The organism is Oscillatoria sp. HE19RPO, from assembly GCF_024220515.1.
GTDB lineage: Bacteria > Cyanobacteriota > Cyanobacteriia > Cyanobacteriales > Laspinemataceae > Laspinema.
Genome location: NZ_JAMXOT010000412.1, coordinates 1 through 12,157 on the forward strand (window position 1 = coordinate 1; position 12,157 = coordinate 12,157).

Annotated in this window: 14 protein-coding genes; 12 read left to right on the forward strand and 2 right to left on the reverse strand. The window is 48.6% G+C overall.

Features of this window, described 5'->3' with window-relative positions; translation table 11 throughout:
• Window positions 1–330 precede the first annotated feature (330 nt).
• Together NG833_RS28200 and NG833_RS28205 are read right to left on the reverse strand one after the other, a co-directional pair.
• On the reverse strand, window positions 331–1,008 hold the full coding sequence (locus NG833_RS28200; protein WP_254568588.1) for a response regulator transcription factor: 678 nt from the start codon (window positions 1,006–1,008) through the stop codon (window positions 331–333).
• Between the two features lie 193 nt (window positions 1,009–1,201).
• Window positions 1,202–2,533 (reverse strand): sensor histidine kinase KdpD, encoded by a 1,332-nt coding sequence (locus NG833_RS28205; protein ID WP_254568589.1) that lies wholly within the window; start codon window positions 2,531–2,533, stop codon window positions 1,202–1,204.
• Between the two features lie 198 nt (window positions 2,534–2,731).
• Between NG833_RS28205 and NG833_RS28210 the strand changes: the two genes are divergently transcribed.
• The 12 genes from NG833_RS28210 (at window position 2,732) to NG833_RS28260 (ending at window position 12,071) form a co-directional block, all read left to right on the forward strand.
• The gene (locus tag NG833_RS28210; protein ID WP_254568590.1) at window positions 2,732–3,238 is read left to right on the forward strand and encodes a DUF4255 domain-containing protein; all 507 of its coding nucleotides are present in this window, start codon (window positions 2,732–2,734) and stop codon (window positions 3,236–3,238) included.
• Between the two features lie 111 nt (window positions 3,239–3,349).
• Window positions 3,350–5,074 carry a phage tail sheath C-terminal domain-containing protein gene (locus tag NG833_RS28215; RefSeq protein WP_254568591.1) on the forward strand — a complete coding sequence of 575 codons (1,725 nt, stop codon included), beginning with the start codon at window positions 3,350–3,352 and terminating at the stop codon, window positions 5,072–5,074.
• A gap of 186 nt (window positions 5,075–5,260) precedes the next feature.
• Window positions 5,261–5,731: a phage tail protein gene (locus tag NG833_RS28220; protein WP_254568592.1), complete on the forward strand. Its 471-nt coding sequence runs from the start codon at window positions 5,261–5,263 to the stop codon at window positions 5,729–5,731.
• Window positions 5,732–5,827: 96 nt separating this feature from the next.
• Window positions 5,828–6,310 (forward strand): phage tail protein, encoded by a 483-nt coding sequence (locus tag NG833_RS28225; RefSeq protein WP_254568593.1) that lies wholly within the window; start codon window positions 5,828–5,830, stop codon window positions 6,308–6,310.
• Between the two features lie 157 nt (window positions 6,311–6,467).
• A complete protein-coding gene (locus tag NG833_RS28230; RefSeq protein WP_254568594.1) occupies window positions 6,468–6,959 on the forward strand; it encodes a phage tail protein in 492 nt (163 codons plus the stop codon).
• A gap of 21 nt (window positions 6,960–6,980) precedes the next feature.
• Window positions 6,981–7,331: a hypothetical protein gene (locus tag NG833_RS28235; RefSeq protein ID WP_375293975.1), complete on the forward strand. Its 351-nt coding sequence runs from the start codon at window positions 6,981–6,983 to the stop codon at window positions 7,329–7,331.
• Window positions 7,332–7,344: 13 nt separating this feature from the next.
• Window positions 7,345–7,710: a hypothetical protein gene (locus tag NG833_RS28240; protein WP_254568596.1), complete on the forward strand. Its 366-nt coding sequence runs from the start codon at window positions 7,345–7,347 to the stop codon at window positions 7,708–7,710.
• A complete protein-coding gene (locus NG833_RS30685) occupies window positions 7,686–7,820 on the forward strand; it encodes a DUF6760 family protein (protein WP_256556194.1) in 135 nt (44 codons plus the stop codon). The genes NG833_RS28240 and NG833_RS30685 overlap by 25 nt, the downstream gene beginning before the upstream one ends.
• Before the next feature lie 76 nt (window positions 7,821–7,896).
• Window positions 7,897–8,091 (forward strand): hypothetical protein, encoded by a 195-nt coding sequence (locus tag NG833_RS28245; protein WP_254568597.1) that lies wholly within the window; start codon window positions 7,897–7,899, stop codon window positions 8,089–8,091.
• An 89-nt stretch (window positions 8,092–8,180) separates the two neighbouring features.
• Window positions 8,181–8,930: a DUF928 domain-containing protein gene (locus NG833_RS28250; protein ID WP_254568598.1), complete on the forward strand. Its 750-nt coding sequence runs from the start codon at window positions 8,181–8,183 to the stop codon at window positions 8,928–8,930.
• A 23-nt stretch (window positions 8,931–8,953) separates the two neighbouring features.
• Window positions 8,954–11,200, forward strand: coding sequence for a CHASE2 domain-containing protein (locus NG833_RS28255; protein WP_254568599.1), 2,247 nt, complete (start codon window positions 8,954–8,956; stop codon window positions 11,198–11,200).
• 70 nt (window positions 11,201–11,270) lie between these two features.
• Window positions 11,271–12,071, forward strand: a complete 801-nt coding sequence (locus NG833_RS28260; protein ID WP_254568600.1) for an MBL fold metallo-hydrolase — start codon at window positions 11,271–11,273, stop codon at window positions 12,069–12,071.
• Window positions 12,072–12,157 lie beyond the last annotated feature (86 nt).

The window sequence follows — 12,157 nt, forward strand, 5'->3', positions numbered from 1 at the left end:
GTTCCAACAAATAAATCATCCAAATCCCGATGGTTAAGCACCTAACAAGACTGTATGACGCCGCGCAGGCGGGCTTTGTCCGTGTAGCCCCAGGCTTCAGCCTGCGGGTTTTTTGGGGATTTTATTTTTTGGAGTTCCCTTATTTCCCTTACAGAACCAAGGGAAACCCCCGATGGAGTTGCGATGGATTGTATGTCAAAGGCGGTAACTGCCCGGAAATGCCCCATAAACCGGGGTCGGGAAGTATTTAAAAACCCGATTTTCTCACAAAATATCTAACCCAGATTGAGGCAAGAAACCCGCTTGGTTTCTGAATGACTCCCGGGGAGATTAACTGGCAACTAACCCGACTTTTAATGCTTTGACGATCGCCTGAGTGCGACTGCTGACGCCCAGCTTTTCAAAAATAGCCGTTAAGTGAGCTTTAACCGTTGCAACCGTAACGTAAAGGTGACGAGCGATTTCTTCATTGGAAGCCCCTTGGACTAACCATTGTAAAACTTCCCGTTCGCGATCGGTTAAGCGGATGTTTTTACACCCTTGCAAAGAATGCCCAGAATAAAAATGAAAGATGCGGAAAAAGCTTGTAGCAACCTCGGGGGCTAAATAGACTTCATCCTTCATCACTGTAGTAATAGCATCCCAGAGTTGTTTCGCCACATACTCTTTAAACACATACCCCCGCGCCCCCGCTTGCATCGCCCTAAATACTGCTTCATCTTCATGATGAGCGGACAATACGATCGCCTTCCCTGGAAAAGACTGCTCTCGCAATCGTAGCAATGCCTCTATTCCATCCGTTTGAGCTAATTCTAAATCCAGTAATATTAAAGCGGGATGTTGTTGGGAAGTCACCTGTAAGGCTTGATCTACTGAAGCAGCCTCCCCGACCACATCAATTCTAAACAAACCATTATTATTGTAAAAATTGAGCAGTGTTTTTAATCCCTGACGAAATATTGGATCGTCATCGACCAGTAGAATAGAGACTAACTGAGGTGCTATCATGGCTTTGTCTGTAACCTCTTAAAAACGACGGAATAACTGTTGACAAATCTAGGAATTCAAAAAATGATAAACTGAATTTTCAATGGATTGAAAACCGGCGACAATGACAGCAAAAACAAATTCTACAATAAATCCTCTGGTTTCCTGGGTTAAATGAACCGAAACCTTAAAAACCTTTGTCGGATTAAAATTGCTAATCCGATTGAGGATGACGGGGTAAAGTAAAAGAAAAGAGTGCCCCACCTTCGGGAAGGTTTTGGACCCAAATGCTGCCCTGATGGTCGAGGATAATTTTTTTGGCAATGGGTAACCCCAACCCCGTTCCCCCAGGTCGTCGGGTATAAAAGGGTGTAAATGCCTCTTGCAGGTCTTCTCGGGAAAGGCCCGGACCGCGATCGCTCAGAGAGACCAATACCTCATTATAAAAAACTCGCCACTCGCAAGTAATCTGGCTGCCGATGGGACTAAAGGCGATCGCATTATTCAAGAGATTCTCAAAGACCTGTTTGATTTGCCACCGATCTATAGGCAGCATCACCGAAGTGTCAGAAGCCTCAACCGTAATATTTTTTTCCTGCAATCGGGGCTGCATAAATTTGAGGGTTTCCTCGACAATCTGGCATAAATCATGGCGCTGTTTCAGCAATTGATCGGCGGGTTTTCCACAACTGAGTAATTGGGTCAAATTAGCACTGAGTTCACTCACCGATTCTCGAATCACTGTAGCTTGTTCTTGAAACGGACCTGTTGGTAATCCCAGGCAAAGAGTTTCCGCATAAAGGCTAATGAGAGCCAGAGAATTCCGCAATTGATGTTCTGCCTTATTGCGGGATTGCCGAAGAAATTCAAGTTCTTCAGATTGCCGCTTCGAGGCGGCTACACCCTGGAGATAATAGTGTAGCATGGGCATCTGTTGTTCGACAAATTCTATCTGTAAGGGAGACAAAGATTGAGCCGTCCATAACAACAGATAGGAATGAATGGGAGGCAGTTTAGAAAACTGATAATTCTGAACCTCTACTAGCTGATCTGCCACCCCGTGGCAATGGCAACGGGAAACAATTTCAGGGGGGAGATGTTCTGATAATCCACTTGAATCTGAGTGAATCTTAGGGAAACTTGCAGAGGAACCCCCATCATCCCAGGAAGGGAGGGGGTAAACATAATAGGCATTAAGTTGAGAGAGACGAGCAACCGGCAACTTTGGGGGTAACCACACCTCTGACTTTAGGTAAGATAACTCCCCCTGATTAAATTCAGGGCGATCGCCCCTCGCTTCACCCACCCAACGTCGAAGTTGTCCCTGCTCAAAATCTGGGTAAACAATCCAACCCCCGACCAAAGGCAGATAGCCGATGATCTGCTGAATTTGTTGGCGGCAAACGGATTCAATCGCAAGGGATTGCGATCGCGAAGGAGTGGGGTTCGTCAAGGGTCTGGTCTCTCCCAAGGAGAATTCCGCGATCGCGGAGGTAGAAGGCACTTCAGAGCGAGACAAAAACATTCCAAGACTCAACGGTTCCATACCTACTCTTCTTTGTAGTCGGTTCTCTTTGGGGATAGTCTCAATCCCCGACAGGAGGATAGTCAAACCTACCTTAACCTCAGATGCCGAGAAATCCTAAAATTCCACACAAATTTTAAAATTTCGACCAAAGTCTAATAACCAGAGTCCATCAATCTCATTAATCTATAACCTGTAGCTGCCTAATTACCCAGGTTTATGATTCCTGCTGTTGCCCAGACCCTAGCAGAAATCCTGGTAGGCGGGACCTCAGCGATCAAGATGGAGCAAATTGATTTCAATTCTCCAAATCCCGGGCCGAACAATCAGGCTCCGAGGCTCAACCTCTACTGCTACGACGTTCGGGAAACCCCCCAAATGCAAACCTCCCATAGCCAGACAGACCCCTCAACCATTTGGGTTGATGTCTCGTTTCTGATCACAGCTTGGGATAGTACAGCCCTAGGGGAGCAGCATCTCTTGTCAGAAGCCCTGACAGTCCTCCTCCCTTACCATTGTTTACCCTCCAAACGTTTAGCTCCGGCCTTACAAGGTAAGGGAACTTTAGCGATGAGGATTTCTGCGGATGGGCTGAGTGAAATTGCAGCACTTTGGATCGCATTAGGTGTCCCCCTACGTCCGGGACTATATCTAACTGTAACCGTTCCGTTCACCAGCCAAACTGAACCCGCTATGAAGGAAATTGTTTTTACCTCGTCTCAATAAAAGGCGTTAGCGAACTAACCGTGTTGTTGCGGAGGCTCGAAGTGACCCGCAGCACTCAGATTTGCTAACCATTGTAGATCTAACTATCTATTAATTGGAGAACAACCACTCATGCCCTTGGATTATTTTGCTCCTGGCGTCTACGTTGAAGAAGTAGACCGAGGTAGTCGCCCGATCGAAGGCGTCAGTCTCAGCGTTCCTGGCTTTATCGGCTTTACCGAAGATGTCCGTGGTGATGCCGAAGTCTTTCAACCCATGATGGTCACCACCTGGGATCAATACCTAGAGTATTTTGGCAAACCTGGCTCTGATGGGTTTACCGACTTCGATGCGTACCTCCCCTTTGCGGTTTACGGATGGTTCTTAAATGGCGGAGGTCGCTGTTGGGTCAGCAGTATTGGCACCAAACTCCCCGGTTCTGAACCGCCACCGCCGGAAAAAACCGCCACGAAATTGCTCACCTCCTCCGGTCGTCCCGCCTTATTATTCAACCTCAAAGGCGCAGCAGGGGACACAGCAGATGGCGAAGCGCCAGCACTTCCCGCAGCAACGGGACGGGTAACGGTCAAAGTCGAAAGCAGTACGCCCAAGCCCCCAGAAGATGAAGATGCAGAGCCACCTATTGATGATGGTCAATTCTTCAAGGTGACCGTCAAACGAGGGGATACGGTACTGGAGACCTACGATAACCTGACCATGAAAGAAGATGTAGAGGCCGAGTTAGGCAGCTATGTCGTCACTGCATTGCAGGAATCAGAGGCGATCGATGTCAGCATCCCCGAAGGTCTAGGAGCCATCTCCCCCCTCTCCAAGCGCCCCGGCAATGGCACCTACGAAGTTGCTCCTCCACCCCCCTTCATTCAAGACCCCGATCGCCTGCCACGAGAACTCCAAGGCAAACGCGACGATCGCACCGGCGTCCAAGGGATCTTTGAAATTGACGACGTAGCCATGATTGCCTGTCCCGACCTGATGCGCGTCTACCAAGAAGGACTCATGGACATCGACCAGGTACATGGTGTCATGGAAATGATGGTGAGTATGTGTGAAAACTCTGCTCCCAGTCCCCCGTTCCGCATGGTCGTCCTTGACCCACCCCCCATCAAACCCGGAAAAAATGAGAACCGCGCCGTTCCTCCCGAACAACAAAAACCCCAAGATGTAGCCACCTGGTTGCGCCAAGGATTTAATCGCCGGTCCATGTTTGCCGCCCTTTACTATCCCTGGATCAAAGTCGCCAACCCCCGCAACGGCGGTCGTCCCATCGCCATTCCCCCCTGCGGTCACATGATGGGCGTCTGGTGTCGCACCGATGAAACTCGGGGTCTGTTCAAAGCCCCCGCCAACGATACTCCCCGGGGCGTGATTGGTCTAGCTTACGAAACCAACTTCCGCGAACAAGAACTGTTGAACCCCCTGGGGATCAACTGTATCCGGAACTTCTCCAACTACAATCGCGGCATTAAAATCTGGGGCGCACGCACCCTAGCCGAACCCGATAACATCCAGTGGCGTTATATTCCCGTGCGTCGGATGATGAGCTATATCGAGAAATCCATTGAAATCGGCACTCAGTGGGTCGTGTTTGAACCCAACGATTCCACCCTCTGGGGACGAGTCACCCGCACGGTTTCCAGCTTCCTAGAAGGTCTCTGGCGTCAGGGTGCATTGGTGGGCGGTACTGCAGGAGAATCCTTCTTTGTCAAGTGCGACGGCGAACTCAACACCGCCGACACCATGATGATGGGTCGTTTGTACATTGAAGTGGGCGTCGCCCCCGTGCGACCAGCGGAATTCGTGATCTTCCGCATCAGCCAATGGGCACCGGGCCAATAAGTTGGTCATTGGTCATTAGTCATTGGTCATTAGTCATTAGTCATTGGTCATTAGTCGTTGATGACAAAGGACAAATGACCAATGACAAAAAACAAAGGACAAATGACCAATGACAAAAAACAAAGGACAAATGACCAATGACAAAAACCTGTTTCCACTCAGTTTCAAGGTTTAAGGAGTAAAAAAATGGCAGATCTGTTTGTAATTTCCTCGAATAGGTTTTCATTTACTTACGGAGGAAAAGAATTTCCAATACTTAAAATTAGTGGCATTGATGTCCAAGCCAAAACCGCAGGACACAAATCCCCGATCGCCTCGGGGAAAAATGCTCAAATGTCCCGTCAAACTGTTTCAACTGGGTACTATAACAACCAAAATATTACCATTGAAGCAGTCCTCCAAGATGGCAACACAGACCTCTACGACATTTTTAAAAAAGGCTTGCCTGCCACCTATGGAGGAGATGGGAAATGGAGCGACAACTTTTCCGATGCGGCGATTACTATCTTTGACCCCGATGCTAAAGAAGTCCTAACCTATAACCTCAAAAGCTGTCAGATGGTCAGCTATGAAGTTAGTGAATTTAATGTCAGTGGCGACCAATTTCTGACAGAAAAATTTGAACTGAATGTAGAAAGCGTCGAACGGAAGCAGTAGGTTTCCAACTTTTGGCAGAATCAAGCCAAAATGTTGTGTAGAAATAGACGCCTTGTTTTGGGAAAGTAATTAGGGAAAGAACAAAGGAGTAGTACAATGCCAGTCGATAAGGAGCCACTTTCTCAGGCTAGATTTGAATTTGCCGCCGATGGGTTGGGCAAAGATCTATTGGTGGAATCGGTTTCGGGAGTAAAAATGTCAATTCCCGTGACCAATGCCGATGGTGCATTTGGGGTAAAAACCGGAAGTAAGGTCAATCGTCAAGCCGCACCCTCTGCTGTAGAATCGAGTGATGTCACCGTGACATTTGTCACCTCTAGTAAAGACCCTAAAGCGGCTTCTAAGTGGTTTTACGATTCCCACTCAACGCCGGACTTAGGCGGTGCCACGGGAACCAAAGGGAAAACCGATCAGGCAACTCTGACGGTGTTCAAGCAAGATGGATCAGCCTCCGCAAGCTGGACCTTTAAAGGGGTGATGCCGATGACTTATAAAATGTCCGAGTTAGATGCGGCGGGAAATCAGTCCCTTAAAGAAACGATTACGTTTTGTTATGAGTATGTGGAACGCAAGGCCTAAGCGCGTTTCATGAAAGAGGGATGGACAGTCAACGGAGTGGGATTGACCCTCCCTCTTCTGGGGAAGACCCCTCCTGACTCCATCGCCGATCGCCCCGAATCAATGCACCCATCTCATCCGCTCACCGCGATGCAACTCGTTTGCTGGAGATTAAACCGTGCCTGAATTTCCTGAATTACTGGCTACTTCGCGATTTTACCTAGAACTGCACCTAAAAGATAGTGTCGATGCGATCGATGCCTACTTTATGGAATGTCAGGGGTTTAAAACGAGCCAGGAAATCATTGAAATCTGCGAAGTCACCCCCCAAATGTGGGGCAAAGATGGTAAATCCCGAGGGCGGATGATTCGGACTAAAATTCCGGGCAATATCAGCTATACCAATTTAACCCTCCGTCGCGGTCTAACGGTTTCTATGACGGTTTGGAATTGGTTGGAAGCGGTGCAAGACGGATCTTGGTCCGTAGAGCGCAGAGATGGCTCTTTAACCCTCTATGATCAAGGAGCACAGGCTCAGGTGAGATTTGAGTTTAAACGGGCATGGCCGGTGAGCTATTCTATTTCTGATGTCAGTGTCAATAGCGGGGACCTGGAAATAGAAGAACTAGAAGTGGCCGTGGAAGAGTTAAAACGGGTTAAGGTGGTGTAAGAGTAGGGCCTAGTCAGGATGATTCAGACCGAGTTTGAGTTTACGTTACCCAAGGGGTATCTCGATAGTGAAGGCAACTTGCACCGTCAAGGGGTGATGCGTTTAGCCCGGGCGATCGACGAGATTGCTCCCCTGCGAGACCCTCGGGTTAAATCGAATCCGGCATACGCGACGGTAATTATTTTATCTCGGGTAATTACCCGCTTAGGGGCTTTAGAACAAGTGACTCCCTTGGCGATCGAAAATCTATTTGCCGTAGACTTGAATTATCTTCAAACCTTTTATCGTCAAATTAACGAACTCGAAAATCAGGGGGGTCCAGACTCAGAACCCCTGTCACCCCCAGCCCTTCCAGGACCCTCCTACTCATGATTAAGGTGATGTCATGAATCGGGAAACCATACCTTACAGCCAGTTTACATTTACCCTTCCTGTGGGAGTGGTGGATGGGGAGGGGAATTTGCATCGGCAAGGGGTGATGCGAAGGGCGACGGGTCATGATGAAATTTGGGTGAGCAAAGACCCTCAAACTCAAGACAATCCGGCTTATGGAATCATCTCCCTCTTATCCCGGGTGATTACCCATCTAGGCGGCTTTTCATCGGTGACGCCGGAGTTATTAGAACAACTGTTTTTAACAGATTTTATTTATTTACGAGAGTTTTATACCCAAATTAACCCGTCTGAAGTGGAGGGAATAGCTTTGGGGGAGTTTTGGGCTACCCCTTGGAACAACTGTACCAAGAGGTAGCGACGATCGCCTTTCACTTTCACTGGTCCTTAGATGAAATCCTGCGTCTCGAACATGGGGAACGACGGCGTTGGATCGCCACGATCGCTCAATTGAAGCGGATGCCGTGACGGGAATATGGAACCGTGGGGGAAATAACTTGTCAATGGAGGGAAGGAAGCCGCGTAAAAGGGGATGACACCCAGGGTGATTAAGAATCTAAAAATGATAGCGGTGCGATGGTTATTGCCTAAAGCGCGATCGCCCCAAAGCCAGTCCCGGTTGAAAATCAGTCCCGGAAAATCCGGGTCATTTTCAATTGACACTCAACTGCTGGTTTCAAATCACATCCGGTTCTCAGAATTCGGAAGTATGATAGCAGTAGAGTACATTCTCAACTAAACTATCAATTTTTCCAGATTCTTTTCCACGTTTAGCATCTTGTTTTTACTGGCTCATCCTGCAATTGTTAATGCGGAGGTTTTACTATCATGCGATCGCCCAAACTGATTCACTTAATGAGTATCCTGGCAGTGGTCCTGTCTCCGGCTTGGGTCACCCTTTCGGGATTCTCCTCAGTGCGCGCCCAATCTCAACGGGGAGAACTCGTCGCCCTCAACTTCCCTGCGGCACCCCGTAACATGGGTGGTCCCCGCAGTACCGCCGGGGGAGGAGTCCGAGGCAATGGGAATGAGACTTGCATCGAGGGTGAATCTCCCTTAACCGCCTTAATCCCAACCCATGATATTGTCAAAACCGTCACGCCCAACCCAGAATTTTTCATGTATGTCCCGGAAAATAGCGCAGATTCGGGAGAATTTGTGATCGTTGATGAGAATGGCAATGACGTTTATCTGTCTACTTTCGAGATCTCCAAAGCCCCGGGGGTGGTCAAACTCAGCCTCCCGGACAATACCGACCTGGAAATGGGCAAAGTTTATGATTGGCAGTTTAGCCTCATCTGCGATCCGTTAGACCGCCAAGTTGATGTCTTCGTGCAGGGTCAAATCCAACCCACGGAACTGACAGAGGAAATGCATACTCAACTGGACCAGGCACAGCCTCTGGATCGGGTGCAACTGTATGTTGACCAAAGCTTATGGAACGAAGCCGTGAGTCTGCTGGCCCAATTCCGTAATTCTAATCCCACCGAGTGGCAAGGGCTGTTAAAATATGTCGGCTTAGAAAGCATTGCTTCGGAACCTCTGCCTATCCAAACCATTGGAACATCGCAGAATTAACAAAACTTAAGGAATAAGCCGTGATGTGGAATCAATTAAAACGGCAAGTTTGGGAATGGCGCGGGGTCTGGATTGCTGCTCCATCAGTTACGGTAGCAGTCATCCTCCTCCGCTTTCTTGGTGTACTACAGCCTTGGGAATGGGCCGTTTATGATCTGTATATGAGGGCGCGACCCTCTGAACCTACAGACAGCCGAATTGCCATTGTCGGGATTAATGAAGCCGACGTGCGCGAATTAGGACAAGCGATCATTCCCGATCGCGTTTATGCCGCAGTCATCGAAAACCTCAAAGCCATGAATCCTCGGGCGATCGGCTTAGATGTCTATCGGGATCAACCCGTTGAACCCGGTCATGGTGCACTGCGTCAGGTTTTTGAATCCACACCGAATCTAGTGGGAATTCAAAAAGTGATCGGGGACCGCGATCGCGACACCATTGCCCCTCCTCCGGGATTACAATTTGCCGGTTCCAATGACATGATTTTGGATGAAGACCAGGTCCTGCGCCGGGGGTTGGTGATGGTGAGTGATGAAGAGGAAAACATCATCCCCAGTTTTAGTTTATATCTAGCCGGTCTCTATCTCGATGCCGAAGGAATTGCCCCGGAAGCCATTGAAGGGAGCGAATCCTGGAAATTTGGAAACCAAGTTTTTTCTCGCTTTGAACCGAACGATGGGGGCTACGTTGGCGCAGATCATGGGGGCTATCAGGTCCTGTTAAACTATGCCGGTTCCCGCCAGCATTTTGAGACAGTTTCCCTGATGGATATCCTCAGAAATCGAGTTCCACCCGACTGGGGACGCGATCGCATTATCTTGATTGGAGCCGTTGGGGAAAGCTACCAAGACTTATTTTTCACCCCCTACACCAAAGAAGCGGGCAACCGCATGGCGGGGGTGGAAGTTCACGCCAATCTTGTCAGCCAGATGATTAGTGCGGCCCTCGACGATCGCCCGCTGATTAAAACTATCCCCGAACTTTACGAGTGGCTGTGGATTTTCCTCTGGAGTAGTCTGGGGGCATTTCTGATTTGGAAATGGCGCTATGTCGGGGGCGCAGGATGGCTCTCGGTTCAACGCACGACAGCGGCAGTTTTGTCAGCGGCGGCCCTGGTGGGAATCACTTATGGGGCATTCGTGATGGGGTGGTGGATTCCCGTGGTGCCTCCGGCGTTGGCTTTACTCGGTTCGGCTACGGCGATCGTCGCTTACGTTGCCCGCACTGCCGGAGATATTCGCAAAACTTTTGGTCGCTATCTCACGGATCAAGTCGTCGCCAATTTACTAGAAAATCCGGAAGGATTAAAAATGGGCGGGGAACGGCGTAAACTGACGATTTTTACCTCAGATTTACGCGGATTTACGGCACTTTCTGAACGATTGCCCCCAGAAGAAGTGGTGAAAATTCTCAACTTTTATCTGGGATATATGGCCGATGTGATTACCTCTTACCAGGGAACCATTGATGAGTTTATGGGAGATGGTATCTTAGTGCTATTTGGTGCCCCCACCTCCCGAGAGGATGATGCCAAAAGGGCGATCGCCTGCGGAATTTCCATGCAGTTAGCGATGCGTCATGTGAATGATAAAGTGGTGGAATGGGGATTGCCTGAACTGGAAATGGGAATTGGTATCAATACCGGGGAAGTCGTCGTCGGCAATATCGGTTCAGAAAAACGCACCAAATACGGAGTCGTCGGCAGTCAGGTCAATTTAACCTACCGCATTGAATCTTATACAACGGGAGGTCAAATTCTGATTTCTGAGCAGACTCTCCTCGATGCTGGCGGTGAGGAAGTCGTCCAAATTGCGGGTAAACGTGAGGTAATGCCCAAAGGGGTGAAAGAGCCGCTGATGATTTATGATGTCAGTGGGATTAAAGAGCCTTATCACATCTCCCTCACCAGGGAAGAAGAGGTGTTTTTGCCCCTAAGCGACCCAATCCCCATTCAATACACCATTTTGGAAGGCAAGCATATCAGCGAAACCCTTCTCCTCGGTCATTTAGTCGAGCTTTCGGCTAAATGCGCTCAAGTAAGGGTCGAACGGGGAGCCGGGGATATTATCCCGGTTGGATTGAGCAATCTTAAGCTCAATTTAGTGGAGGGGAATTTTGAGGGCAGCCGGGAAGATATTTATGCCAAGGTTTTGGAAAAACCTGCGGATGAACCCCATTGCTTTTACATTAAGTTTACCGCAAAACCCCCGGCAGTAGCGGCTCACTTAGAGCAATTATATAATTCGCTCCAGGCTGTTGATCCGTCTTAAGTGAGAGTAGTATCGACTTCTCCACCCTTGAGGGCGATCGCCATTGTTTAAATAACATGAGAGGACTCTTATGAAATTAACCTTTTTAGGTTCTGGATCGGCTTTCACCGTGGGAGCCAATAATTATCAATCGAATGTTTTGTTAGAAAGCGATCGCGGAACTAAACTCCTGATTGATTGTGGTTCCGATATTCGCTTCTCTCTCCATGATGCGGGATATTCCCATCTGGATATCACCGATATTTACATCAGCCATTTGCATTCGGATCATGCCGGAGGATTAGAATATATTTCCTTTACCACCAAATTTGACCCCCGATGCGAAAGACCCCGCCTTTATATCAGTAAAGAAATAGCTGGGGACCTCTGGGCCAATACCCTCTCCGGGGGCCTCCGGTCCATCCAAGGCGATGTCACAGAACTAGAGACGTTTTTTGAGGTGGAAAAAGTTCCCCGTCATGGACATTTTATCTGGGAAAATATCCAATTTAATCTAGTCAAAGTTATCCATATTAACAATGGTTACTTTGTCATGCCCAGCTATGGATTGTTCTTTGAACTTGAAGGAAAGAAAATCTTTTTTAGCACCGATACCCAATTATGTCGGGAAGAAATCTGGGAATATTACGAGCAAGCGGACCTGATTTTCCAAGATTGCGAAACCTCTCAATTCCCCACAACTGTACACGCTCATTATCAGGAATTAGTCGCCTTACCCGATGCCATCAAAAATAAAATGTGGTTGTATGGGTATCAACCCGGACCCCTTCCGGATGCGGAACAAGATGGATTCCTGGGGTTTGTCCAACGGGGACAGCAATTTGAATTTTCCCCATCTTCCGTCCAGACAGAGACCATTGTCACCGTCTAATTCCCTGAAGCAAGATTAGACGAACTGCATCATTGCAGCGCCGGACATCGTTGGCGTAGCCTGTGCGGACTGGACCTAGCTATGCC

Excerpts from the sequence above, each read along its gene's own strand:
- NG833_RS28205 (WP_254568589.1), bottom strand. The coding sequence starts at position 2,533 with ATGGAACCGTTGAGTCTTGGAATGTTTTTGTCTCGCTCTGAAGTGCCT.
- NG833_RS28215 (WP_254568591.1), top strand. The coding sequence starts at position 3,350 with ATGCCCTTGGATTATTTTGCTCCTGGCGTCTACGTTGAAGAAGTAGAC.
- NG833_RS28225 (WP_254568593.1), top strand. The coding sequence starts at position 5,828 with ATGCCAGTCGATAAGGAGCCACTTTCTCAGGCTAGATTTGAATTTGCC.
- NG833_RS28255 (WP_254568599.1), top strand. The coding sequence starts at position 8,954 with ATGTGGAATCAATTAAAACGGCAAGTTTGGGAATGGCGCGGGGTCTGG.
- NG833_RS28210 (WP_254568590.1), top strand. The coding sequence starts at position 2,732 with ATGATTCCTGCTGTTGCCCAGACCCTAGCAGAAATCCTGGTAGGCGGG.
- NG833_RS28240 (WP_254568596.1), top strand. The coding sequence starts at position 7,345 with ATGAATCGGGAAACCATACCTTACAGCCAGTTTACATTTACCCTTCCT.
- NG833_RS28260 (WP_254568600.1), top strand. The coding sequence starts at position 11,271 with ATGAAATTAACCTTTTTAGGTTCTGGATCGGCTTTCACCGTGGGAGCC.
- NG833_RS28200 (WP_254568588.1), bottom strand. The coding sequence starts at position 1,008 with ATGATAGCACCTCAGTTAGTCTCTATTCTACTGGTCGATGACGATCCA.
- NG833_RS28250 (WP_254568598.1), top strand. The coding sequence starts at position 8,181 with ATGCGATCGCCCAAACTGATTCACTTAATGAGTATCCTGGCAGTGGTC.
- NG833_RS28220 (WP_254568592.1), top strand. The coding sequence starts at position 5,261 with ATGGCAGATCTGTTTGTAATTTCCTCGAATAGGTTTTCATTTACTTAC.